The organism is Bacillus smithii, from assembly GCF_001050115.1.
Taxonomy (GTDB): domain Bacteria; phylum Bacillota; class Bacilli; order Bacillales; family DSM-4216; genus Bacillus_O; species Bacillus_O smithii.
In genome coordinates this window covers 2224988-2250352 of record NZ_CP012024.1, presented here as the reverse complement: position 1 = coordinate 2250352, position 25365 = coordinate 2224988, and the positions used below count along the sequence as shown (strand labels likewise).

Sequence of the window (25365 nt, the reverse complement as noted above, 5' to 3'; positions counted from 1 at the left end):
CATATTTTTTATGGGTAATGGCCAACACAAATTTTATGCAAATAAAAGCAAAAAAATTGAAAGTCCACACTATCTTTGGTAATGTAATAATTGGAAACGGTTGAATCACATGATTCAAAATTTAAAAATGGATTACATAGGGAGGAATTAATCATGGCTTTTGAACTTCCAAAATTGCCTTATGCTTATGACGCTTTAGAACCACACATTGACGCGAAAACAATGGAAATTCATCATACGAAACACCATAACACTTACGTGACAAAATTAAACGATGCATTGAAAGGAAATGATGAACTTCTCAGCAAATCTGTTGAAGAAGTGATTTCTAACCTAGATGCCGTTCCAGAAAATGTACGTACGGCTGTTCGCAATAACGGCGGTGGACATGCTAACCATTCTCTTTTCTGGACGATTCTTTCTCCAAACGGCGGCGGTGCTCCTTCAGGCGAATTGGCAGATGCTATCAACCAAAAATTTGGAAGCTTTGAGAAATTTAAAGAAGAATTTTCTGCTGCAGCAGCAAACCGTTTTGGTTCCGGCTGGGCTTGGCTCGTAGTGAACAACGGTGAATTAGAAGTAACGAGCACACCAAACCAAGATTCTCCATTAATGGAAGGTAAAACTCCTATTTTAGGATTAGACGTTTGGGAACATGCTTATTATTTGAATTATCAAAACCGTCGTCCAGACTATATCCAAGCATTCTGGAATGTAGTCAACTGGGATGAAGTAGCAAAACGCTACAGCGCTGCAAAATAATGACAAAGGCGAATCCTTTCAAAGGGATTCGCCTTTTCTTGTATAAGAGCCCCCTTTGTTTCAAAAGATAGGAGAGAGACAAAGGGGAGTTTTTTATGAACAAACAATACAAAAAATGGTTTGGAGATGTAGAATTAACAAAAGAATTGCTGATTTTATTAACGATCGGCGGATGCTATTCTTTAAGCGTGGCGCTTTCCAACACATTTGTAAACATTTATTTATGGAAACAGTCCGGAAAGTTTATGGATTTGGCGATTTATAATTTAATGGTGGTCATCTTTCAGCCATTAACGTTTATTATCGCCGGGAAATGGGCCAAAAAAGTCGATCGAATCATGGTTTTGCGTATGGGAGTCAGTTTCTTGGCCCTTTTTTATTTATCTGTCCTTTTTTTTGGCGAACGGGCCCATGAATTTTTAGCTATTCTCGGCGCTTTGCTGGGAGTGGGATATGGTTTTTATTGGCTGGCGTACAATGTCTTAACGTTTGAGATTACGGAACCAGAAACCCGTGATTTTTTTAACGGATTTCTCGGAACGTTAAGTTCAGCCGGAGGGATGGTCGGTCCCGTTTTAGCCGGATCCATTATTTCACGGTTTGAGTCGTTTGTCGGGTATTCCATTATCTTTGCCGTGTCGCTCGGTTTATTTACGATCGCTGTTCTTTTAAGTCTTATGCTGAAAAGAAGGCCGGCGCATGGTCAATATTTTTTGAAAAGGATATGGAAGGAGAGGAAAACGAATCAGAATTGGAACCGAATTACGATTGCTCATTTTTTCCAAGGTTTGCGGGAAGGAGTGTTCGTATTTGTTATTTTGTACCTATGGGTTGGTGAACTCAGGAATTTCTTTAATTGGCTATTCTTTAGCTTCGCGTCTGATCAAACAGGAATTTCGGAAGCCAGTGATACTGGCTGCAGGTGTGGTCCTATACTTGTCCCTTTTTTTGATTGTGTTTCATCCCACTTTCCCGAAACTTTTGATTTATGCAAGCATGATTGCCATCGCGTATCCCTTTCTACTTGTTCCGTATATTTCGATTACTTATGATGTGATCGGCCGTTCTTGGAAAGCAAGTGAAATGCGGGTCGAGTATATTGTGGTGAGAGAATTGTTTAACAATGCCGGCCGTATTTTTTCGGTTTTATGCTTTATATTCGCCATTCATTTTTTTCCTGAACAAAAAAGCATTCCGATCTTGTTGTTAATCGTTGGAGCTGGTCATACGCTGATTTATTTTTGTATTCGAAACATTCGCATCGAATAGTCAGTGCTCGTACTTAAGGACGGATCCTTCCATTTTCATCATGGAAAATACAATAAATAAGTCCATGAAAAGGAGGGATCTGATCCAATTACGATATCTTGATTTATAATACACCATACATAATATAAATAGATGTAGATGTACTCACCAAAATGGGCGTATTCCATTTTAATATTCGATTTTTCCATGTTTTAAAAGAAAATCATCTATCATTTTACATGCTCTTTTTTATAGAAAAATGGCTTGGTTTTGTTTAAAATGATAAAGAGAAAAGAGTTATTGTAAAGAGAGGATTGTTCCCATTGAAAAAAGCAAAGAGAGCAAAAAGAACGCATGTACCGTTTCGGGTGAACATGTTGTTTTTTATTGTCTTTGTGTTGTTTTCTATTTTAATTTTTAGGTTAGGGGTTGTACAAATCGTTCAAGGGGAGGACTACGAAAGGAAGATTGAACGCACGGAGAATGTGACGGCCAATACAAGCGTTCCTCGCGGCATCATCTATGATCGAAATGGTCAACCGGTGGTGGAAAACCGCTCCAAATACGCCATTACGTATACAAGATCGAAAAATGCCGGTCCTAAAGAAATGCTGAAAACGGCCAAAAAATTGGCTGCTTTGATTCACATGGATACGGATAAAGTCACCGAAAGAGATAAAAAAGATTATTGGATCATGACTCATCCGAAAGAGGCGAAACAGAAGATTACGAAAGAAGAATGGAAAAAATATAAAGACAATCAATTGTCTGACGATCAATTATATCAATTGCAGCTGAAGAGAGTCACCAAAAAGGATTTAGCTTCCTTGACAAAACATGACTTAGAGGTATTGGCGATTTATAGTAAATTTAATTCTGGATATGCGATGACGCCGCAGATTGTGAAAAACAACGGAGTGACACCGAAGGAATATGCTTTGGTTAACGAGAATCTCGATTCTCTTCCTGGTGTGGATACAACCGTTGACTGGGACCGTTCCTACGCTTACGGGGAAACGTTAAAGTCGGTGCTAGGGAAAATTTCGTCTTCTAATGAGGGGCTTCCTCAAGATATGCTTGATTATTATTTATCAAAAGATTACAGCCGTAATGACCGTGTTGGCAAAAGCTACATAGAATATCAGTATGAAGACGTTTTGCGCGGACAAAAAACAAAAATTAAAAATATAACAGACAAAGACGGCAACATCCTTGATTCCCAAGTTGTCAGCAAAGGGAAGCGGGGAGATGATCTTGTTCTGACGATCGATATGGATTTGCAAAAAGCGGTGGATGAGATCATTTCCCAAGAACTGTTAAGAGAAATTCCGGGAAGACGATATTTGGACCGGGCTTTTGTCACAATGATGGATCCGCATACCGGTGAAATTTTGGCCATGGCCGGGAAAAAATACGAAATCGACAAAAAAACCGGTAAACCTGAGCTTGTGGATTTTGCCCTTGGCAATATGACGACTTCCTATGCTATGGGGTCAGCTGTCAAAGGAGCCACATTATTAACAGGGTATATGACTGGTGCGATTCATCCGGGACAGTATCTCGTGGATGAACCTTTAAAATTTAGAGGAACCCCCCCTAAGAGCTCATGGTTTAACCGCACCGGCGCCATGTCCATTAATGATTTATATGCTCTTAAGCGGTCTTCAAACGTTTATATGTTTAAAACGGCCATTGCCATCGGAAAAGGAACCTATCGTCCGAATCAAAGCCTTCAGATTGATATGAATGCCTTTAATGTCATGAGAAGCCATTACGCTCAATTTGGCTTAGGTGTGCCTACGGGTATCGATTTGCCGAATGAACAAGTCGGCTATAAAGGAAAGATCGATCCAGGTCGTCCTGGTTTGCTTTTGGACCTTGCGATCGGGCAATTTGATACGTATACGCCTCTGCAAATGGCACAATATGTTTCAACCATTGCCAACGGCGGCTATCGAATGGAGCCGCACATCGTAAAAGAAATTCGCGAACCAGTATCAGATTCCAAAAAGATTGGTCCGGTCATCAAAACGGTTGAACCAAAGGTGCTGAACAGAATCGATGCTAAAACCTCTTGGATTCAACATGTACAAGAGGGCTTTAGAGAAGTCATGCAGGATCCGCAGGGAACGGCTTACAGCGCTTTTCATGATGCGCCTTACAAACCGGCCGGGAAAACAGGGACGGCAGAAGGGGTATATGATGGACCAAAAAGCGAAGAATTTTTGAAAAGAGGTCAACAGCTGCCGATGGTTTGGAATTTGACGCTTGTTGGTTATGCTCCTTATGACAATCCGGAAGTTGCGTTTGCCGTCGTTGTGCCGTGGGTCTATGAAGGAAACGGAAGCTCGCAAATCAACTATCGTATTGGTCGTCGAATTTTGGACAAATATTTCGAACTAAAGAAAGAACGTGCGCAAAAACAAACATCCGACGTCGTCGTGGACGAAATGCCAAAACAGGACAACCAATCCAACGATAAGTCGAAGAGCAAAAGCTCCGATTCAGATAATAGCCAAGGATAATCGAAAAAGGGCCGAAACGAACAGTTGAGATGTTCGTCTCGGCCTTTTTATGTGCGCCCGGCATGTACATGAACTATAGGGTGTAAGTCCCGAACCCCGAAGACAGAAGTAGAGGTTAGCCAAGAGCAAGGGTGTCCGTGGTGACGCGGAATCTGAAGGAAGCTGGAGGCAAAACACCGGTCCGAGGAACACGAACCTCATATAAGGCTAGGTATGATTGAGTGAGTTTGCATAACAAAACAAAGCTCTTTCTGTCGAAGGTCATATCGAGTAAATGAGGCGGATAGATGGTGTGAAAGTGCATGTACTTACCCGGGGAGGTCTGGCGGATATGTGAAGTACTCTTCATAACCTACTTAGTGATAAGTAGCTGAACCGTCAGAAGTCAGCAGAGGTCATAGTATTAGTTGGTCTAGAACAACTAAGAAGGACCGAACAATTAAGAGAGAATAGCCCTTGGTATTCAGTGAGTCATGATGAACACAGAAAACGTAGTACCTCACTTGAGGGAGGAAGCGGTGAATCCCGTGGGAGACCTCTTGGAGGGTGGAGTGACCACTGGCATAAAGAGAACAGCTATTCACGGAAGTTATAAAGACTTGCGTCAATTATCTTAATTGAACCGCCGTATACGGAACCGTACGTACGGTGGTGTGAGAGGACGGGAGTTAATCGCTCCCTCCTACTCGATTATCAAAACCATAATGGGATTGCGTGAGAGAAGCTCTTTTCTTAGCTTCTCTTATGTACAATATGGTCTATCATATCGAAATCGGAAAAACACTTGATGGCTAAAATCGATTATTTTGACTTTGTAATGGTGTTGGCAATATCCTCCATCGTCATTTGCGAGTTTAATGAATACGTACCGATTTGCAGTTTTTTGGAAAAGCCGTTTTGGTTCATGTACTCACTAAATTGACTGGCGCTATTGATGATTTTTTCTTGTTCCAAACGTTGGGCGATTTGATCTGGCGTCGTTCCAGGCGATATCGTTAACCGGAACGAACGATTGGCATTGTTCGTTTCTTTAGATGACTCATTCTTCGTCTTGCGAGATGTATCCGCCTGCAGTTTTTCGCGCTTCGAGCTATATGATTTTCGATTTATCGGCTGATTACTTGACTCTTTCGGGGAAGAAACCGTGTACCCCTGTTTTTTCAATGCGTGTATCATCTCTTGAGTGCTCATACTGGCTTCAGGTCGATAAAAAAACTGTACAAATAAAAATAAGGCCAATGCTGCTGAAAGCAATCCAAAAGCGAATGCACGTACTGTTTCTCTGCTCATTTCCATTCCTCGCTTTTTATTGTCTTGCGGGTTTTCGATTTTTTATTTTCAGAATCCGTTTCCAATCATCCGGATTCTTTGCATCCCGTCATCAAAAAATCATGTCCTTCTTATATTCATTGCTTTGATAGGGTTTTAAAATTTGTTTGACTTGGCTGAGAGAAAGGGAAGATTGTTTGGCGATTTGATCCATGCTCTTTCCTTGGAAATATAAGGATATCACTTGATTGCGAATGATTTCGTTCACTTTTTGACGGGAATTTTTCTCTTCGGAATAGGGATCTCCCATTAAAAGTTCCTCTTCTAAAACTTTCAGCTTCTTTTTCACCTGGTAATTTTCTTGAAGGAATTGAAGCGATATTTCTTCTAGCTGCTGTTCCATCGTTTTGAAACGACTTTTCATGAAGAAAGATAGAATGAATAAAAGGAGCGATGCGGCTAATAATCCCAAGATAAATCCATACATACTTTTCACCCCAAATCGATATAGATACTGTTAGTTATAGCATATTCCGCAAAATTCTTCCATACATCATTGTAGAATAAGAGTATCTAATAAACGAAGGGAAATTTAAAAAAGGTGCCTGAAAACACATTGGTGGACTCTTAATCTGTGTATAAAGGGAAAGAGTCGATAGGGAATGGTAGATGAGAGCAAAGGGGCCTGTGCAAAGAATCGTCATGATCCATAGAGTGGGTGGGTCTATGCAGAGAAAAGAGTTTTCTTAATTTATTTTGAAAAAATCAGTCGATCAGAATGGATAACAAGCGGTGCGGCAAATTTTGACAAAATGCGTTTATTGTGGAAAAGCGGCAGGGGTGATACCATGAAGATAACGAAAAATATACTGAATGCGAGAAATGGCAACGGAGGACCAAAAAGAAGCAAGAGAGGGCAGATGAAATGGTGCAAACAACTTGGAAGCCATTTGTGAATGAATTATCGGCGGCTCTTCTTCCGTTTCAAAAAGCGCTATGCTCATGGATCATAGATGAGCGATTTGTTGCGGCCGTGATGGAATTTTATCAAAAACCAGCTAACGAACATATTTGGGATTTGCGGCTGTATGACATAACGGGTATTTGTTTCGATGGCAATAATGCTTGTAGTGCCCAAACATTTAAAATAGCGAAAGATCATCATTATTGGATCATAAAAGGATTGCAATCAGGACATTCTTACATTTTTGAATTGGGGTTTTGGACCATTACCCATGAATTTTTTCCTCTTCTTCGTTCTAATGAAATTCATTGTCCTAGTGCCGAAACAGGGGCTGAAAAACTTTCAGATGGGGTGATCAGCGAGGATAGACAACGACCTAAATGGCGCGGACATATAAGCACCTATTCTTATTATGAATAATGGAGGTGCTTTTGCTTTATTGACAAAATAAGGGAAGCTTTTATTGCAATACAAAAAAGGGCTCTGCGAATAACCTCCTTAATCTTCCCGATTCATCGGAAAAATGGTCCTCGAAATAAACAGAGCAGAAGAATCGACATCCGGAAAACAAAAGCTTTCACGAAAGTATATGAAGGAGATACGAATTTATGATGAGAAGGGAAAAACGGGAAGGAAATGAATTTCTAATCATTGTCCTTTGTCATTTTTGGAAAAATGTTTCGCCCATTTTCTTGCCGGGAGTTTTGCAGCTGTGACCGACTCTTGCCGACTTGCTGTTTTGATGTTTTCATGGGAGTTTCCTCCGCATTTGGCAGGAGGGCTTGCGAGACATGTGGAGGGGTTGTCATTGGCGCTTTCAGACGAAGGTGTTGAGATTCATCTCATCACTGCTGAAAGCGAGGGAATGCCCGTATATGAACGAAAAAACGGCATCCATATTTACCGATCAGGTCCCCTTCATCCAAATGAACCCCAATTTCTGAAGTGGGTCGCCGATTTAAATAGTTGTATGATTCGCAAGGCAGGAGACATTCTCGCCCATCATGAAATACATCTCATCCATGCCCATGATTGGCTGGTAGCAGGCGCAGCGCTTTCGTGCAAACGAATTTTTGGTCTTCCTCTTATCACAACGGTTCATTCCACTGAATATGGTCGAAGCGGAAACAGGATGTCCGATATACAGCGAATCATTCATGAAAAGGAATGCGAATTGATGCTGCAGAGCGACCGCTTGATTGTCTGCAGCGCACCAATGAAAAAAGAAGTCCAACAAATCTTGACTCACCACCCGCCGTTATCCGTTATTGCCAACGGCATCGATACAGAAAAAGATAAAGAATGGTCATCTTCGTGTTTGAGTGGACGCTTTCAATGGCTGAAAGACAAGACGTATTTCTTTTCAATTGGAAGAATGGTATGGGAAAAAGGATTTCAGACTATCATCGAAGCGGCGCCGATGATGGACTCGGCTGATCTTTGTTTCATCATTGCCGGAAAGGGACCGTTGTTGGAACGGTTTCGCCAACAGGTAAAAGAACGCGGTTTGGAAGATAACGTTTATTTTGTCGGATATGTAACGGAAGAAGAGCGCATTGCGTTATTAAACCATTGTACGCTTACGATTTTTCCCAGCCTTTATGAACCGTTTGGCATCGCTGCCTTGGAAGCAATGGCCGCCAAGAAATTGGTTGTGTCCGCCAATACCGGAGGACTCGAGACGTTTATCAAGCACCAGCATTCCGGGATTCTTTTCGAAGCAGGAAATCCCGAAAGTTTAACGAAAGAAATCGTCTCTGTATTGAATCATCCAAGTATGATAGATAAACTGGCACAGCAAGGCTATTATACGGCAAAACACTTATACAGCTGGGAAGAAGCCGCGAAGAAAACGAAAAAGCTATATGAGTCCATATGGACCGTTTAATAGAATCGAAGACGAGGGGACCGTTTTATAAAACAATAAAGAATAGGGTGTGAAGAGATGAAAAAAAAGCAGCGACTCGTAAAAAATGACATGGGTAGCACTCATTTTCATTGCTATTGTTTGGTGAATAGTCGGAAATTTTCGAACATAGATAACGACATTTTCTTTGAAATCGAAGAAAATAACGGTTATGACGGAAAAAAGCTTGATTTTCGCATAGAAAGCAAATCTCCGAAAAATAATGAGATTCAAATCATCTTTGTATTGGCGACGTCGCCAATGGCTGAAAAATCCCAAACAATCGGCTATCTTTCGCCCATAGACGGAACGGTTTGGAGTTTTGAACAGAAAAAGAGATGTATGTTATCGGCCGAAGCAACGAATGGAACGGTGCTGAAAAGCGTTTACCCGGTCAATGAACGAAAAACATTTATGAAGTGGTTTGAAGAGCTTCCATACGGAACCGTTCATTATCATCCTTTTGTTTTCGGGCGGCATGCTGTCATCTTGTCCTTTCGCTTTCACCTTTGTGAAGGAGAATCGGGTAGAGGAACCATCTTGCTGTTTGAACAGGAATATGAGGAAAATCAATATTCCAAGAAGGATCTGCGGGAAAAACAGACTAGCATTTCGAAAAAAAAGATGATATTATAGAAAAGTCGTATGGAAAACGAGACTTGCTTTGAGGTTTGGAGGGAAAAAAATGCGCGTAAACATCACTTTAGCATGTACGGAATGCGGTGATCGTAATTATATTTCTACGAAAAATAAGCGTAACAATGCTGATCGTCTTGAGCTTAAAAAATATTGCCCAAGAGAAAAACGCGTTACTTTGCACCGCGAAACAAAGTAAACAGCAGGCTGTTCCCTGCTGTTTTTTTTGTGCATGTCGACTGCGGTTGTTTCCGTTTTTTTAATATAATTAATAGAGACAGGTATTAGAAGAACGAAGGCGGTTAAAAGGAGGAGGATGTTTTGGACAAGAAGGAATGGAGAAAGAAGATGAAAAATACGTTGTCATCTCTTTCTAAACAAGAATATGAGCAATATTCTTATCGTATTTCAAAGTCATTGTTTTCAACAAAAGAGTGGCAGGAGGCTGCTGTCGTCGGTGTAACGGTTTCCATCGCTCCGGAAGTAGATACATGGCAGGTGATCCGTGAAGCATGGAATCAAAAAAAGACAGTGGCCGTTCCTAAATGTCTTCCCGATGAAAAAAGGCTCCAGTTTCATACATTAACTTCTTTTCTGGAGTTGGAAACTGTTTATTACGGGTTATTTGAACCGATTCCGGAACGAACGGAAAAAATGGATCCGGCAGATATCGATCTTCTCCTTGTACCGGGCCTTGCTTTTATGAATAATGGCTATCGATTAGGCTTCGGCGGCGGCTACTATGATCGATTTTTAAAACTATATAAAAAGCAAACGGCGTCGCTGGCCTTCTCTAGTCAAATCGTTTCGCAGCTGCCTGTGGAATCTCATGACATTCCTGTCCAAAAAATCATCACGGAAGAAAGGATCATTGAATGTGACAGCATTTGATTGTTTCGTGATGACTGTGATTGTTCTCGTTGGTTTGGCGGGCGTTTATGGAAATGCCTTATCTGTTTCAGGTGGTATCGCGGCCATTATTACGGGTTTGACGATTTATTGGGCTGCCGATTGGAAAGGGCTCGTCGTGCTGGGTGCGTTTTTTTTCTCTTCAAGCCTCTTGTCTAAGTGGAAATCGAAAGTGAAAGAGCCATCGGAAGAACGTTTAGCGAAAGGATCCAGGCGAGATTGGCAGCAAGTATTGGCTAACGGGGGACCGGCTGTCCTTTTTCTAATCATTTACCATTTCGAAAGAGACATACAATGGCTTTGGGCCTTTATCGCTGCCATTGCTGCGGCCAATGCTGATACATGGGCTTCAGAAATCGGGATTGTCGGTAAAAAGAAACCGATTTCCGTAAAAACATGGAAACAAGTCGAAAAAGGTGTGTCCGGTGCGGTGTCTTTAGTGGGAACAGCGGGGGCTGTCGGTGGCGCGGCGTGGATTGCTGTCATTGCATACTTACTATATTTGCCCTCCCTTTTAAGCGTGATCGGTTTCGCCGCAGCAGGCTTTTTCGGAAATGTAATCGATACGTTTTTGGGTGCTTATTTCCAGAGCGAATATGAATGTCCGAATTGCGGGGTTCATACTGAAAAACGTTTTCATTGCGGGAAGAACACCATCCTTAAGAAAGGGCATCCTGTGTTTAACAATGAAACCGTCAACTTTCTTTCAAGCTTATTGGGCGGCTTGTTGGCATGGATGATGATCTAAATGATTCCTTTTTGTCTTTGCCACTAAGAGATTTTATCCCTTGAAATCTTGAATGAGCGCGTGCTGAAGAAAAGTTGTTGCCGGCTTTTGAAATTAGCTCCATTCATAAGCTCACGAAATGGCGCTGGTCAATCTGTTTTTCTTTATATGAGGAAATCATTCCTTCAATCGGAATAATTGCGACCAATGTATCGCAAATTAATCCTAGGAGGGATGAATATGAGAACAAATTGGACAAAATGGATCGGCTTCGGAGTACTGGCCGTTGTTATATACCGCTATCGTTATCGGCTGGTCAATCTTGCGCTGGGAAGCATGATTCTTAGAAGGGTTGCCGTCCAACTATTCATGCGCATTCCAGGCGTCCAAAACAGAATCATGCGTGTACTGACTCCTGTTACGAGCTATAAATGAATGGAAAATGGATCCTTCAAAATTCTTTACAATTGGATTGTGACTTCGCTATAGTAGAGTCATAATAGATGCGCTCTTTTTGCGCAGTGGCTCAAAGGAATGTGATTTCATGAGTTTTCGCGAAGACTATATTTTTTGGCGCCTTGCTTATTTTTTGTTGATGGAACAAGATTATCGGCTCATGGCAATATCCGATGACCGCCGGGAGTTGTGGTTGGAAAATACGGCAATAAAACGAGCTCCAGTTGTCCGGTTGCTTCGCCATGAACTTGACTGGAGCAATTGGCTGCAAAGGGACATTCAGCTGACGGCAGCAAACGGGGAGAAGATCCGCAAGCGTTTCATGAGAAGAGGGCTCAATGTTGTCAGTATGTATGTATCCAAATACCCACCGGTCGATGATTATGAACATTTGCTGAAAGCACCTTATACTCCGCTCGAGACTTCTCAAACAAACGTCACCCCAATATTGTTCGCTCAAGGTCATGAAGAAGAAGCATTTGATCAGTTGAATACGCTGTTTCAAAATGGAGCTCGACACTGGCATTTTCGTGATGCTTATGAGGAAAGCGAAGTTCGATCCCTTGAACAGCTTGTTTTGACTGGAGCTGTTCAAAAAGAAGAAAAGGATCGAAATTTACTTGAGTATGGCAACCCTTTTTTCACCTACCTTTTTATCGCTGTTCAAGTCGCCGTGTTTCTCTTGCTGGAGATAAACGGCGGGAGTACGAATACGGATACGTTGATTCGATTTGGCGCTAAGTTCAACCCGCTTATTCTCGATGGGGAGTGGTGGCGCTTTTTTACCCCGATTTTTCTTCATATCGGCGTTCTGCATTTGCTGATGAATACGATGGCATTGTATTATCTTGGAACAATGGTCGAGAAAATATTCGGAAGATGGCGGTTTTTATGGATTTATTTGTTTTCCGGTTTTCTTGGTTCGGTTGCCAGTTTTGTCTTTACTCCCAATCTGTCCGCAGGGGCGAGCGGTGCCATATTTGGTTGTTTCGGCGCTCTTTTATTTTTCGGATTTGTAAATCGTAGTTTGTTTTTTCGGACAATAGGGATGAACGTGATTGTGGTCATAATCATCAATTTAATTTTCGGGTTTACTGTGCCCGGAATAGATAATTCGGGACATATCGGCGGATTAATCGGCGGATTTTTAGCTGCCGGTGTTTCCTATGTTCCGAGTCAACGCAACTGGAGCCTTCAGGCGACGTTTTTCCTCCTTTCTTTCCTGCTGACCGTTTTTCTTTTATGGGCAGGATATCATGGCGGATTTTTTCGGATAGCTTAAATTTGGTTTATTATGCCGGTTAAACCCATATCAGCGATAGGCAAAGGAACTATAAAAGATTAAGGGATGATTTGTTTTAATGCGACGATCTCTCCGTCTTTCGTTTCAAAAACGACGTAAAGGACATTTCCTGTTTTAGAGAGAAGAATAAGCGGAATGGTGCTATCGATAGGATCCTCGATAGTGCCATTTTCTTTTTTTATTCCAAGAAAATAATTTTTGTAAAGCCCTTCCCATAAACGGCCGATAATCGTCTTCGATTGAGGCAAAGACAAGTTAGGAAGTTTCATATGACCGTAGGCGGCTAAGTCCGTTAACGGAATTTGGATAAAAGCATTCGGCTGTAGATGGTATTTTTGATAGGCTCTGGAGGCGATCTTCTCCAATTGTTTATTGGTATGTTCGGTTAAAGTTTTGGACCATTTGATTTCGATTGGGTTTCCAGGCGTCCGAAAATAAAGTAACGGGGTTTCGGCGGAATCAATGACAAACAATTGATCCGAAGACATTTCTTGGGCGCTTTTGATCTCACTCTGGTTCTGATGCAGTTCAGCATAGTGAAAAGAAATAGCTTGTAGGAAAGCGGATCCGTTTCCGATGTAATCATCGCGGACCGTGATTTTTTGCGTTTGTTCTTTCCATTTGTTTAAAGTTCCTCGCAAGCGTCCGTTAACAAATAATAGGCTGATATCTTGACGCAAATAGGCCTTTTGGGAAAGAAAGGACTGAATTTCCCAGGAAACTTTGTAAGCTTGATTGACATGTCCTGTTTTGAATTGAAGCTTCGTATAGGCAGAAGGAAAATCTGCAGTGGGATGGAGAGGAAAATACATAATGCTTTCTTCTGTTTGATTCATGTTGCGAATGATGAAAAAAATAATGAAAGAACATAGGATGGCGGCCAATCCCAGATATGTCCCTTTTTTTATCACTTCGGATACCTTCTTTCCTGTTTGTCCATTACAATGTATGATCATTCTTCTTTTTTATGTCTCTCTTTTCATTTTTACGAGTCTCGCACATAAACAACGGTTGTTCTAATCATTATTTAGGCCGTGGAGGGTATGATTTGTACATGGCAGATGGAAATTTGGGGAAAACTGATACTAATGTTTTCCTTCGGTTACAGTCGTCCCTGTACGGTTTTTCTTGTTCTTTTTGGAATCGTCCCCTATACTATTCTTGGAATAAAGTTGTCGTAAGGAAAGCTGGTGGGGAATTTTGAAAACGATTTATGATGTTCAACAGCTTTTAAAACAATTTGGCACCATTATATATATCGGGGACAGACTGGCGGATTTGGAATTGATGGAAATGGAGTTAAAGGAACTGTATAAATCGCAGCTAGTAGATACAAAAGACTTTCAATCCGCCATTTTGCTGCTTCGTCATGAAATTCAAAAAGAAAAAGAGAAAAGAGAGGGTTTAGGCGGATGATGGCGAAAGAAAAATGGATTGCAGCCGTTGACTTAGGAGGAACATCGGTTAAACTGGCTTTTTTGAATATGGATGGGGAGATTTTAGATCATTGGTCAATCCCAACGGATCGATCGTCTAAAGGTCGAAACATTGTTCCGGATATCGCGAAATCGATTTTTGAAACACTTCAGGCTAAACAGGAAACGAAAGACAGGCTCTTAGGGATTGGACTCGGCGCACCCGGTCCGATTGATTATTCTACCGGACGAATTTATAAAACCGTCAACCTGGGTTGGGAAGACGATTATCCGCTAAAACAAGCATTGGAAAAAGAAACGGGTTTGCCTGTTGTGGTTGAAAATGATGCCAACTGTGCTGCTCTGGGGGAAATGTGGAAAGGAGCAGGCAACGGGGCTGCAAATCTTGTTTGTGTCACTCTAGGCACAGGGGTTGGCGGTGGCGTCATTGCCAATGGAGATATTGTTCGGGGAGCAAAAGGTGCCGCCGGAGAAATTGGCCATATCGTCGTGGAAATCGAAGACGGATTTTCATGCAATTGCGGAAAAAAAGGATGCTTGGAAACCGTGGCTTCAGCGACAGGCATCGTTCGATTAGCCAAAGTGGAGCTGGAGCGAGCGGATAGCGGTTCCATTTTAAAAGAAAAATTTAATGCCAATCAAGATATAAGTGCAAAAGATGTATTTGAAGCGGCTGATGGCGGCGATGATTTGGCAAAACGTATCGTGGATCGAGTTGCCTTCTATTTGGGCTTTGCACTTGCCAATATAGGCAATAGTTTAAATCCGGACTATATTGTGGTAGGCGGTGGTGTATCCAATGCCGGAAGCACTCTTTTGGACCCTGTCCGAAAATATTTTAAACAGTATGCATTCCCGCCTGTCGGCGAATCCACAAAGATTGAACGTGCATCACTTGGGAATAGCGCCGGTGTAATCGGGGCAGGCTGGCTTGTGAAGAAAGAATTCAGCCGTGAACAATAGGCACTGTGAAACGGTCTTTCCGGTCAGCGGATGGAAAAATCATTTTGAAGAAAACTTGAATATCTTGCTCTGTCTGTTGAGGGATTTTCCGCTGTTGGTAGAGTTGTATCGCATTTTTGGCTTTTGATCAAGCAAGGGGTGAAGAACATGAAATGGCTGGTCGGAAGGAAGCTTCCGCTGACATGGGCGGCCGTTTTGCTCTTATGGATAAAGACGTTTATCGTTTATCTGGCAAATTTTCATATTGATACAGAAAATACTCTGCAAAACTGGATTTTATGGATGAATCCCCTTAGCTTTCTTTTGTTTGTTTTAGGGTTGGGGCAATTATGGAAAAAAGCCGAAAATCAAATGACTTATGTCGTGGCGATCAGTTTGATTTTGTCTTTGCTCTTATATGCAAACGTTGTCTTTTATCGCTTTTTTAACGATTACCTTACATTGCCGTTGTTATTTCAAACCAATAATTTTGGAGATTTAGGCAATAGCGCATGGGAAGAATTTCAATGGTACGACTTCTTCTTTTTTACAGACGTTCTTTTGCTGTTTCTCATCGTAAAAAGGAAGCCTTCCTTTATCTCTTTTCAACCGTTTTCTACTATCTCGCGCCGTGCCTATTTTTATGTAGCGGCGTCTCTGTTGTGTCTAAATTTAGGCTTGGCAGAGACGGAAAGGCCGCAGCTGTTGACGAGAACATTTGATCGAGAAGCGCTTGTAAAAAACATCGGAATTTACTATTACGACATTTATGATATTTTGCTTCAGTCAAAATCTTCTGCCCAACGCGCTTTAGCAGACAGCAGTGAATTGTCTGATATTGAAAATTATATCCATGCGAATTATGCCAAACCAAGTGACAAATGGTTCGGCATTGCACAAGGAAAAAACGTCATCGTCATTTCCATGGAATCGATGCAAAACTTTGTCATAAACCATAAAGTCAACGGACAGGAGATTACTCCGTTTTTAAATCGCTTGATCAAAAATAGTCTGTATTTTGACAACTTTTATCATCAAACGGGTCAAGGGAAAACATCCGATTCTGAATTTTTGCTGGAAAATTCATTGTACCCTTTAGGCAGAGGAGCTGTCTTCTTTACGAATTCAGGGAATACGTATTACTCAATGGCGAAAAAGTTGAAAAATTCAGGATATTATACAGCTGCCATGCATGCCAATAATAAATCTTTCTGGAATCGGGATATCATGTATCCGGCGCTTGGATATGATCGTTTTTACAGTGCCGACGATTACCATATAACGCCGGAAAATGTCATCAATTGGGGGTTGAAAGACATTCCCTTTTTTGATCAGTCCGCGAAGTTTTTGGAAGAATTACCCAACCCTTTTTATGCAAAGTTGATTACGTTAACGAACCACCATCCGTTTTATTACAGTCCTGAAGATCAGAAGATTAGTGAATTCACATCCAATGATGGGACCGTCAACCGCTATTTTGTTACGGCTCGATATACGGATGAAGCGGTGGAACGTTTTTTGGAAAAATTGAAAAAGAACGGTTTGTACGATCGTTCGATCATTGTTCTGTACGGGGACCACTACGGAATTTCTCAAAACCACAATGAGGCGATGAGCCAATATTTAGGGAAGGAAATTACTCCATTAGAAGCGGTTAAACTGCAAAAAGTGCCATGCATTATCCATATCCCAGGAATGAAAAAAGGAATGACCATTCATGAAGTGGCGGGTCAAATCGATTTGCGCCCGACCATTTTACATTTGCTTGGGATCGAAACAAAACACGACATTCAATTCGGTCATGATCTTTTGTCGCGCGATCACCCGGATTTCGTTGCTTTTAGGGATGGGAGCTTGATGACCGATCATTATGTCTATACTCGAAATCAATGCTACGAGCAAGAAAGCGGCAAATTATTGGACCGCCAAGTTTGTAGTCGATTCAGCAAAACAGCACAAACGGAGTTAAGTTATTCCGATCGGATTATTTATGGCGATTTGCTGCGTTTTTATAAGGACAAATAAAAATCAAAATTGATCCGATTGAAAACATGAGCCATACGATTGGTTATCCAGTTTCAGTAGCTTTTTTCATTTTCCATCGAATCTCTGTTTGACCTTTTCAACGAATTTTTGCCATATCCTTCTTCTTTCATTCGATGTCTTGAAATTTGCACACGTATTTATAAAAAAGATGATTTTTTCCCGACAAAGAACAGCCGTTAGCCCCAAAAGCCGATCTTTTTTCTTTCCGGCATAACCAAATGAAGCGGTTCATACATGTGATAAGAGGCGATTCGAAGGGAGAATGCCATTATGGATATAACGGTGCGAAAAGGGGATACGTTTTTCCGCTACAGCCGATTATTCAGCATTCCTGAGCAGCTGATCGCTGATTCCAATCCCGGTATGGACCCTCAATGCTTGAAAATCGGGGAAAAAGTAAAGATTCCGGGGTTTGTGGCAAAACGTTATCGTATGAAAAAAGGAGATACATTTTGGAAAATGGCAATCGAAAGATGTTTGTCTCCTACTGCTTTGCAAACAGTCAACCCCGACATGGACCCCCAGCATTTACTTCCGGGAAATGAAATTTTCTTGCCGAAACGAGTGCTAAACTTGGAAACATCCTTGGATCAACCGTATGACTCCAAACGATTAGAAGAGGAAATCAACAGGATTGCGGCTATTTATCCGTTTGTCCGTGTTCAAAAAATCGGAGAAAGCGTGGATCAAAAACCGATATGGGAACTAAAGATTGGAAAAGGAAATAAAAAAATTCATATGAACGGTTCTTTTCACGCGAATGAATGGATCACAACGGTTGTGTTGATCACTTTTTTCAAACATTTCTTGCTGTCTTTGACCAACCACTGTTTTTTCCACGGAATTCAAGCTTATTCTCTCTACCCGCATATTACATTGTCCGTTGTACCGATGGTGAACCCGGATGGCGTCGATTTAGTATTAAATGGGCCCCCGGAATCCAAGCGTGAACAATTGATGAAATGGAATGGGGGGAGCAAGGAATTTTCGAAATGGAAAGCGAATATTCAAGGGGTGGATTTGAACAATCAGTTTCCGGCAAATTGGGAGATTGAAAAAAAACGCAAAAAGCCAAAATCTCCTGCGCCGCGGGACTATCCCGGAAAACAGCCATTGACAGAACCGGAAGCTGCAGCGATGGCTGAACTGGCGAAAAATGAAAAGTTTGACAGAGTGATTGCTTTGCATACTCAAGGCAAAGAGATTTATTGGGGGTATGAAGGAAAAGAACCGAAAGAAGCGGAAGTTTTGGCCAAATGGTTTTCCAGAATGAGCGGCTATAAGTCGGTGAGGTACGTGGATAGTCATGCCGGATTTAAAGATTGGTTTATTCAAGAATTTGGAAAATCGGGGTTTACGATCGAACTGGGTAAAGGCTTAAACCCGTTGCCTCTTTCTCAATGGAAGGAAATTTATCGAGACGTTTCAGGAATATTGTTGTGTGCACTGCTTGGATGATAGGAGATTATGGGACAGTGCATCGATTGCATCATTTTGAACAGGCTTTTTGATTATCTGTCGCTTGTATCCGGAGAAAGTAAAAAAGAAAAAGAACAAAAAACCTCGCTTAACAACAGCGAGGTCCACTTTTATACCCCGGGATAACCGCTGTGAAGAACCGTCATAACCGTAAACCAGCCAAATACGCCTAAAGTCGCCAGCCCAAACACAATTCCCAGAATGTTTTTGTTTTTGAGAGCGCTCACAGTTCCGAATAACGCAAGCAAGGTAATAAGAGAGAAGATAATGACCAGACCCATGATTGAATCTCCTTTCCTGTTTATATATGGTATATCTTTCAAAACCAGGAAGCAAATTGTATTTTACCATCATTTTATAGTGTTTTCATCTCTTTGTCGAGTTGAAATAAAATGTTTTGTCACAGGGTTGACTCTCTTTATTTGTGATACGATTACTAATGGAAAAGCGAAAAGGAGGAGAAACGTATGAAATGGAGCAGAATGCCGCTTGGACCTCTGCAAACGAATTGCTATATTTTATGGAACGATGACAAAGATTGTATCATTTTCGATCCCGGCGATGAAGGGGATAAGCTGTGCCGGTGGATTGATCAACACGAGTTGAAGCCGCTGGCAATATTATTGACGCATGCTCATTTTGATCATATTGGTGCGGTTGATCAAGTAAGAGAAACGTATCGGATTCCTGTATATGTCCATGAGAATGAAGCTAAATGGCTTTTGGATCCGACATTGAACGGCTCTCAGCTTTTTTTAAGAGATAAAGCCGTTCGAGTAAAGCCGGCTGATGTGATTTTAACGGTGGAAAAGGAACTGACGCTTGGATCTTTTCGTTTTCAGCTTTTGGAAACCCCCGGCCACTCACCGGGAAGCCTATCTTATTATTCACAGGAATTGGAAGCTGTTTTTTGTGGAGATACGCTGTTCAATGGCAGTATTGGTCGGACAGACCTCCCTGGCGGAAACCATGAAGATCTTTTAAAAAGCATCCATGAACGTCTCCTCACTCTTCCTGAAGAAACCGTTGTATTACCTGGACACGGTCCGGAAACCTCCATCGAAAACGAAATGGATATGAATCCTTTTTTAAATGGATTTTGATCCCATCAGTCACTTACTATGATGCCAGTTGAACGAACAAATATTCAATAAAAGCGAAAAACCCTTCTCAGGTCCGAGAAGGGTTTTTGTGGGATGTTCTTTTCGCAATGGGAGGGGATTTTTGTTACTTTTTACGATAAATCAAGATTTTTATTGTGTCAATAGAAGAGGTAATGAGGTATTTAAGGAAAGCAGATCTTCAATATTTTTGAAAGAACTCTCCTATGCATTGACAGATATCCGCAGCCATCGTATAAAATTCAAAAAGGTGCCAATAACGAATCTCAAAAGATGAACGGGAGAAGCAGCGGCAGCCGGTTTAAAAAGGGGTTTGCAAGAAACGGTGTCTCTTTAAGATATGAAAACAAACGGCAAAAAGCTCTTGCTTTGCAGAACGGGAAACAAGAGCTTTAGCCGATTTTATTGAAAAGTTGATTTCTTTCGTATGACAAGGATGGATCACATCTGAATGGGTTTGATTACTGCCCGCCGCCTAATGGCATCATGAAGTTCGTCCAATACGTGAAGCCTGCAAAGAAAATCGTCAAATAAGCTCCAAAGACATACATATACATACGTTCTGACAGTTTCAAATAGCCCAATAGATAAAAAAACCCTGTCTGTGCCAAGAAAATGAGCGCGGTGATTTTCATGTCTCCCAAATAAAACATGATCGTAAAGATGGCGGTCCAAAAACCAAGTACACGAAACATTCGATCCACAATGCATCCCTCCTTTGTCCCTCTCATTATTAAAAACATTATAATGGAAAGGACATCCAAATGTAAATAACGCTTTCATTACCAAATATGTCAAATTTCGTGGGGTTTCATTATTCTTTTCATACATGAGTGCCATTGTTTTCTTTAACTGGCATTACGGAGAATTTCAAATAACACCAACAACAAATACCCATAAAATATAAATGATCACAGTCAATAAGTTGCCCCACATGGCGATATGGTTCAATACAAGGTTTTTTTTATCCTTACGCTTTCCGACGTACCCTATAAAAGCACCTATTAGCCATAAGCAATAAAAAGATATCCATTTGGATTTTCAGAAAAAATGATCATTAAAAAAGCAATGATCCAAAGACCTATTGAAAAGTTTTTATACAAAAATATCCTTCCCTCTTTGATGCAAAATATAATGTTATTGTTATTTTACGAAATAAAAAAGATGTTGGAAATATATTCGACATCTTTTTACATTCGTCTTTGTCTTTTATAAATATCGACTGAGATGACACGTGTTGTCGCCGGAGGGGAAAAGATCGCTAAAGTGTGTGCCTTCTTAAACTCATTTGATTTTTATATTGCGTTGCAAATTTTTCGTTGTATCATCTAGCAATATCAAAGTTTGTATCTTGGATAGGCATGTATCCAACATGGAATACATATGAAGAAAAATTTGTTTTCTTTCTGACAATGTCAGGTCATACCACTGAATCTTTTCAAACTGTGCTTAAATTGTCATGAAGATATTCCCACTGTGAAAAAGGGTTTGATATACTGAAGAAAATGAAATTTCTGACTATAAGAGAAAGGGTTTTAATATGCAAACAGTGGAGATAGTCATATTGGAAACAAGCGATCTACATGGAAACATATTGCCGATCAACTACGGGACTAACGAAATGGCAGAGAAAGGGTTGGCGAAAGTGGCTGCCCTGATAAAAAAAGAAAGGGGAAAAAATCCTGATGCTGTGTTAATCGATGGCGGGGACGTCATTCAAGGAACCCCTCTGACTTACCATCATGCACGTTTTCAAAGTCATGAACCTAACCCGATGATCAAAATTTTAAATCAATTAGAGTATGATGCCGGAGTCATCGGCAATCATGAGTTCAATTACGGATTGGAATTTTTGAACAAGGCTGTAGATGAATCTGCCTATCCATGGCTTTCTGCAAATATCATAGACAAAGAAACTGAAAAACCTTATTTCGGCAAACCTTATATCATAAAAACCGTTTCTCAAGGAATTCGAATAGGCATTCTAGGAGTAACGACACCATACATACCTAACTGGGAAAAGAAAGAACATATCAAGGGGCTTCGCTTTGATGATGCGGCAGAGACGGCCAAGAAGTGGGTCCGCTTTTTGAAAGAACAGGAAAAGGCTGATCTTGTCGTGGTGGCTTATCATGGCGGATTTGAACGTGATCTTGACACAGGTGAGGCAACCGAAACGTTTACCGGCGAAAATCAAGCGTATCAAATATGTATGGAAGTTCCGGGCATCGATGTGCTTCTCACGGGTCATCAGCATCGCAAGCTCGCTGGAAAAAACATTAATGGCGTAACGATTCTTCAACCGGGATGTAATGGGATTGCTCTTGGAAAAGTAACGGTGGAAATGGAAAAGACAGACGATGGATGCCGCATAAAAGGCAAACATTCAGAACTTCTTTCCGTGAACGGGGTGGAGCCAGATCAAGAAGTGATAAGATTGGCAGAACCCTATGAACAAGCTGTTCAAAAATGGCTTGATCAACCGATTGGGTATGTTCAAGGGGATATGACCGTTTCTGATCCAATGGAAATTCGATTAAAAGATCACCCTCTCATTGAATTTATTAACCATGTTCAAATGGATGCCGCCGGCGTAGATATCTCCAACACGGCTTTGTTTGATAATCAATCTCCGGGATTCTCATCCATTGTGACGATGCGCAGTGTGGTCGCCAACTACATTTATCCGAATACATTAGTTGTATTGCGGGTGAAGGGTAAGGTCATAAAAGACGCGTTGGAAAAATCAGCGAGTTATTTTGAACGGCTTGCCGACGGCTCGATACGGGTAAGCGATGCATTTACGACGCCCAAGCCTCAGCATTATAACTACGATATGTGGGAAGGCATCGAGTATATCATTGATGTTCGCAAGCCTGTCGGACAACGTGTGACCCACTTGAATTATAAGGGTCAGCCGCTTCGTGCAGACCAACAAGTAGATGTCGTGATGAATCATTATCGCGCTGGCGGAGGCGGTGACTATTGGATGTATAAAAACCAGCCCGTTGTGAAGGAGATTCCGATCGATGTCCCCGAGTTAATTGCCAATTATTTTTTAAAACACAAAGTTATTGAGGCAGTCGTCGATGAAAACTGGAAAGTGGTTTATTAGTGATGGACAAAAAACATCGAAAAATTTTAAATATTTTTGAAGGATTTTTGCGGAAATAGTCGAATAGAAAAAAGGAAAGCGGGATAAGAAAGGTGGTGCGAACGTTTTTGTCCTATGAAAGAAATGTGGAACAACTAGTGGAAGACGCGCTTTCCTTGTTTGCAACAGATATTCATTTTGAGCCCAAAACACATGGATATCAAGTTCAATTACGCACTCACGGATTGTTGACGCCTTTTCTGAAGCTGACAGTCAAGGAAGGAGAACGGCTGATTTCCCAATTCAAATATATGGCCTCGATGGATATCAGCGAAAAAAGAAAGCCTCAGAGCGGGTCCCTTCTATTAGAAACGAAGAAAGGAAAAATCGCTCTCCGCGTTTCCACTCTTCCGAGCGTGCTTCAGAGAGAAAGTTTGGCCATTCGGCTTTCACCGCAAAAATCCTTCATGGATGTTTATCGTCTGTCTCTCTTTCCAAACTCCGTAAAAAAGCTTTTAGCTCTTCTCCGTTATTCCCACGGTCTAATGATTTTCACCGGTCCAACCGGCAGCGGCAAAACCACTACACTCTATTCTCTTGTTTCCCATAGAACTCGTCATTTTAACCAGAAAGTAATTACGTTGGAGGACCCTGTGGAGCGCCAGAATGACGGCTGGCTCCAACTTCAAGTGAACGAGAAAGCGGGTCTGACATATTCAGCGGGGCTTAAGGCTATTCTCCGCCATGATCCCGATATTGTCATTGTCGGAGAAATACGTGATGAAGAAACCGCCCGCATCACTATGAGAGCGGCGTTAACCGGTCATTTAGTTTTGACCACGATGCATACAAAGGATGCCAAAGGAGCTATTTATCGGTTGCTTGAATTTGGCATTGAATGGCATGATATTCAACAGACGCTTGTGGCGGTTTCGGCTCAAAGGCTTGTACGGCTTTTATGCCCTTTTTGCGGGGAATCTTGTTCTCCCTATTGTCCTAGTCAGTTTCGTCAAAAGCGCGCTACCATTTATGAGATCATCAGCGGTGCAGTACTGCAAGAAGTTTTAAAGGAAGCCGTTGGAAAGGAAGGACGATACACTTATCCAACGCTGAAACAACTTATACGAAAGGGGATCGGTCTTGGATTTCTTGGGAATGATGAATTGGATCGCTGGGTTTTGGAAGAGGAAACACCGAAAAAGATATGAAGGTGATTTTATCTACAGGCTTGGAGAAATGTTGAATGAAGGATTCAACATTGGAGATTCGTTGGAATTTCTGTTTATGAATCTGTATAAGCGCGATCAGAGCACACTACAGATGGCAACTTCGCAGTTGAAGAACGGAGCCCCGCTTTCTCAAATTCTTCAGCAATTAGAGTTTTCTTCTATGGTTTGTTTGCAGGTGTATTTTGCTGAAAGGCATGGAAAGCTTGCGGATACTTTACTATATGCCGGAAACCAACTGAGAAAAGGAAACAAAACGAAGGAAAAGATGTTGAAATTGCTTCAGTACCCGGCTTTTCTCCTTTTCCTTCTCTTGATCATACTCTTCTTTTTGGATCAATGGATTTTGCCGCGGTTTAAAGTTCTTTATTCCTCCATTGGTTTCACCGCAAGCGGAAGCGCCCGCTTTTTTATGCTATTTCTTCAAACCGCTCCTTCACTCATATTTTTTATAAACATTGTTGGAATGACAGCCGTTTTCCTGTTTCTAGCTTATTATTCTAAACAATCCCCGGGGAGAAAAGGAAAACTTCTATTAAAACTCCCATTTGTCCGCGATTATTTTACCCTTTATTTCACTCAAATATTTTCCAAAGAATTTTCCCAATTGCTTTCCACCGGTTTTGCCGTTAATGAGATTCTCCAAATTTTTCACAAACAGACGGTTTATCCTTTTTTTGCCTATATTGCAAATGAAATTAATCAAGAACTGAAGCAAGGCAGCTCCTTTGCGGATGTGGTGAAAGATCTTCCTTTCTTTGATTCTCATCTGGCAGCCATGATCCGGCACGGGGAAAAATGTGGTCATTTGGAGCAAGAATTAAAGTATTTCAGTCATTTTTGCGAACAACAACTGGAAAAAAAGATTCGGAAAGCCTTAGCGATTTTGCAGCCTGCCATTTTTATCATTGTCGGACTGTCTGTCATTTCGATTTATCTTTCTGTGATGCTGCCCGTTTTTCAAATGATTGAGTCCATATAAAGACAAGGAGGAGAAACAATGTTCAAAAAACAAGATGGCTTTACACTGATCGAGATGATGATCGTTTTGCTGATCATTTCGATCTTGCTGTTTATTACGATTCCCAATGTGGTCAAGCAAAGCAGCAGCATTCATAACAAAGGCTGTGAGGCATTTCAACACATGGTTGAAGGACAAGTTCAATCGTATCGGATGGATCATCAAACGTTGCCATCTTCTGTGGATGATTTAGTAAGCGGGGGCTATTTGCGGCAAGGAGAAACGTCTTGTCCAAATGGAGATAAAATAGACATCGGTTCTAATGGCGAAGTGATTGTAAAGAGAGGCAGTTAAT

Annotated in this window: 26 protein-coding genes; 21 read left to right on the top strand and 5 right to left on the bottom strand. The window is 41.3% G+C overall.

The genetic code is table 11. The features are described from left to right. Positions 1–153 precede the first annotated feature (153 nt). The 4 genes from sodA to BSM4216_RS10550 all read left to right on the top strand — a co-directional run bounded on the left by sodA (position 154) and on the right by BSM4216_RS10550 (position 4535). Positions 154–762 (top strand): superoxide dismutase SodA, encoded by a 609-nt coding sequence (gene sodA / locus BSM4216_RS10560; RefSeq protein ID WP_003355365.1) that lies wholly within the window; start codon positions 154–156, stop codon positions 760–762. 95 nt (positions 763–857) lie between these two features. Next, positions 858–1814, top strand: coding sequence for an MFS transporter (locus BSM4216_RS10555; protein WP_342341845.1), 957 nt, complete (start codon positions 858–860; stop codon positions 1812–1814). A 31-nt stretch (positions 1815–1845) separates the two neighbouring features. Then, a complete protein-coding gene (locus tag BSM4216_RS17285) occupies positions 1846–2031 on the top strand; it encodes a hypothetical protein (RefSeq protein WP_342341844.1) in 186 nt (61 codons plus the stop codon). A gap of 353 nt (positions 2032–2384) precedes the next feature. Next, a complete protein-coding gene (locus BSM4216_RS10550; RefSeq protein WP_053083272.1) occupies positions 2385–4535 on the top strand; it encodes a peptidoglycan D,D-transpeptidase FtsI family protein in 2151 nt (716 codons plus the stop codon). 801 nt (positions 4536–5336) lie between these two features. On the opposite strand, the gene BSM4216_RS10545 is transcribed toward BSM4216_RS10550, so the two are convergent. Both BSM4216_RS10545 and BSM4216_RS10540 read right to left on the bottom strand, forming a co-directional pair. Beyond that, entirely contained in the window at positions 5337–5825 is a 489-nt protein-coding gene (locus BSM4216_RS10545) for an endolytic transglycosylase MltG (protein ID WP_048623690.1), read from the bottom strand. Positions 5826–5916: 91 nt separating this feature from the next. Beyond that, positions 5917–6291 carry a helix-turn-helix domain-containing protein gene (locus BSM4216_RS10540; RefSeq protein ID WP_003355360.1) on the bottom strand — a complete coding sequence of 125 codons (375 nt, stop codon included), beginning with the start codon at positions 6289–6291 and terminating at the stop codon, positions 5917–5919. 438 nt (positions 6292–6729) lie between these two features. Between BSM4216_RS10540 and BSM4216_RS10535 the strand changes: the two genes are divergently transcribed. The 8 genes from BSM4216_RS10535 (at position 6730) to BSM4216_RS10500 (ending at position 12684) form a co-directional block, all read left to right on the top strand. Next, positions 6730–7188, top strand: a complete 459-nt coding sequence (locus tag BSM4216_RS10535) for a DUF4912 domain-containing protein (protein ID WP_003355358.1) — start codon at positions 6730–6732, stop codon at positions 7186–7188. Positions 7189–7480: 292 nt separating this feature from the next. Continuing rightward, positions 7481–8656 carry a glycosyltransferase family 4 protein gene (locus BSM4216_RS10530; RefSeq protein WP_048623689.1) on the top strand — a complete coding sequence of 392 codons (1176 nt, stop codon included), beginning with the start codon at positions 7481–7483 and terminating at the stop codon, positions 8654–8656. Positions 8657–8713: 57 nt separating this feature from the next. Further along, the gene (locus BSM4216_RS10525) at positions 8714–9310 is read left to right on the top strand and encodes a hypothetical protein (RefSeq protein ID WP_003355354.1); all 597 of its coding nucleotides are present in this window, start codon (positions 8714–8716) and stop codon (positions 9308–9310) included. A gap of 49 nt (positions 9311–9359) precedes the next feature. Then, on the top strand, positions 9360–9509 hold the full coding sequence (gene rpmG / locus BSM4216_RS10520; RefSeq protein ID WP_003355353.1) for a 50S ribosomal protein L33: 150 nt from the start codon (positions 9360–9362) through the stop codon (positions 9507–9509). Between the two features lie 122 nt (positions 9510–9631). Further along, positions 9632–10201 (top strand): 5-formyltetrahydrofolate cyclo-ligase, encoded by a 570-nt coding sequence (locus tag BSM4216_RS10515; protein WP_082142316.1) that lies wholly within the window; start codon positions 9632–9634, stop codon positions 10199–10201. After that, on the top strand, positions 10188–10967 hold the full coding sequence (locus BSM4216_RS10510; protein WP_169815875.1) for a DUF92 domain-containing protein: 780 nt from the start codon (positions 10188–10190) through the stop codon (positions 10965–10967). Before BSM4216_RS10515 ends, BSM4216_RS10510 begins: the two co-directional genes overlap by 14 nt. A gap of 219 nt (positions 10968–11186) precedes the next feature. Next, positions 11187–11381: a hypothetical protein gene (locus BSM4216_RS10505; protein WP_003355350.1), complete on the top strand. Its 195-nt coding sequence runs from the start codon at positions 11187–11189 to the stop codon at positions 11379–11381. A gap of 109 nt (positions 11382–11490) precedes the next feature. Further along, positions 11491–12684 carry a rhomboid family intramembrane serine protease gene (locus BSM4216_RS10500; RefSeq protein WP_053083249.1) on the top strand — a complete coding sequence of 398 codons (1194 nt, stop codon included), beginning with the start codon at positions 11491–11493 and terminating at the stop codon, positions 12682–12684. A gap of 59 nt (positions 12685–12743) precedes the next feature. On the opposite strand, the gene BSM4216_RS10495 is transcribed toward BSM4216_RS10500, so the two are convergent. Next, the gene (locus BSM4216_RS10495) at positions 12744–13616 is read right to left on the bottom strand and encodes a hypothetical protein (RefSeq protein ID WP_082142315.1); all 873 of its coding nucleotides are present in this window, start codon (positions 13614–13616) and stop codon (positions 12744–12746) included. 289 nt (positions 13617–13905) lie between these two features. Here BSM4216_RS10495 and BSM4216_RS10490 point away from each other — a divergent pair, with 289 nt between their 5' ends. From BSM4216_RS10490 to BSM4216_RS10475, 4 genes are all read left to right on the top strand, one after another. Beyond that, positions 13906–14121, top strand: a complete 216-nt coding sequence (locus BSM4216_RS10490; protein WP_048623687.1) for a YqgQ family protein — start codon at positions 13906–13908, stop codon at positions 14119–14121. Next, positions 14118–15104: an ROK family glucokinase gene (locus tag BSM4216_RS10485; protein ID WP_048623686.1), complete on the top strand. Its 987-nt coding sequence runs from the start codon at positions 14118–14120 to the stop codon at positions 15102–15104. The genes BSM4216_RS10490 and BSM4216_RS10485 overlap by 4 nt, the downstream gene beginning before the upstream one ends. Before the next feature lie 147 nt (positions 15105–15251). After that, entirely contained in the window at positions 15252–17108 is a 1857-nt protein-coding gene (locus BSM4216_RS10480; protein ID WP_048623685.1) for an LTA synthase family protein, read from the top strand. A 291-nt stretch (positions 17109–17399) separates the two neighbouring features. Next, complete coding sequence (locus BSM4216_RS10475) at positions 17400–18587, top strand: M14 family metallopeptidase (protein ID WP_003355343.1); 1188 nt, start codon at positions 17400–17402, stop codon at positions 18585–18587. 131 nt (positions 18588–18718) lie between these two features. Here BSM4216_RS10475 and BSM4216_RS16375 read toward each other — a convergent pair whose 3' ends face one another. Next, a complete protein-coding gene (locus BSM4216_RS16375) occupies positions 18719–18889 on the bottom strand; it encodes a DUF2759 domain-containing protein (RefSeq protein ID WP_048623684.1) in 171 nt (56 codons plus the stop codon). A gap of 186 nt (positions 18890–19075) precedes the next feature. On the opposite strand from BSM4216_RS16375, the gene BSM4216_RS10465 reads away from it, so the two are divergent. Beyond that, positions 19076–19711: an MBL fold metallo-hydrolase gene (locus BSM4216_RS10465; protein ID WP_003355341.1), complete on the top strand. Its 636-nt coding sequence runs from the start codon at positions 19076–19078 to the stop codon at positions 19709–19711. Positions 19712–20190: 479 nt separating this feature from the next. Here the strand turns inward: BSM4216_RS10465 and BSM4216_RS10460 are convergent, their stop codons facing one another. Then, positions 20191–20433, bottom strand: a complete 243-nt coding sequence (locus tag BSM4216_RS10460; protein ID WP_003355335.1) for a DUF2626 domain-containing protein — start codon at positions 20431–20433, stop codon at positions 20191–20193. A gap of 836 nt (positions 20434–21269) precedes the next feature. On the opposite strand from BSM4216_RS10460, the gene BSM4216_RS10455 reads away from it, so the two are divergent. The 4 genes from BSM4216_RS10455 to comGC all read left to right on the top strand — a co-directional run bounded on the left by BSM4216_RS10455 (position 21270) and on the right by comGC (position 25364). Continuing rightward, entirely contained in the window at positions 21270–22844 is a 1575-nt protein-coding gene (locus BSM4216_RS10455; RefSeq protein WP_174521015.1) for a bifunctional metallophosphatase/5'-nucleotidase, read from the top strand. A 107-nt stretch (positions 22845–22951) separates the two neighbouring features. Beyond that, a complete protein-coding gene (comGA, locus tag BSM4216_RS10450; RefSeq protein ID WP_048623682.1) occupies positions 22952–24031 on the top strand; it encodes a competence type IV pilus ATPase ComGA in 1080 nt (359 codons plus the stop codon). Beyond that, positions 23964–25031, top strand: coding sequence for a competence type IV pilus assembly protein ComGB (gene comGB, locus BSM4216_RS10445; protein ID WP_048623681.1), 1068 nt, complete (start codon positions 23964–23966; stop codon positions 25029–25031). Before comGA ends, comGB begins: the two co-directional genes overlap by 68 nt. Positions 25032–25049: 18 nt before the next feature. Further along, on the top strand, positions 25050–25364 hold the full coding sequence (gene comGC, locus BSM4216_RS10440) for a competence type IV pilus major pilin ComGC (protein WP_003355330.1): 315 nt from the start codon (positions 25050–25052) through the stop codon (positions 25362–25364). The last annotated feature ends 1 nt before the right edge of the window (position 25365 follow it).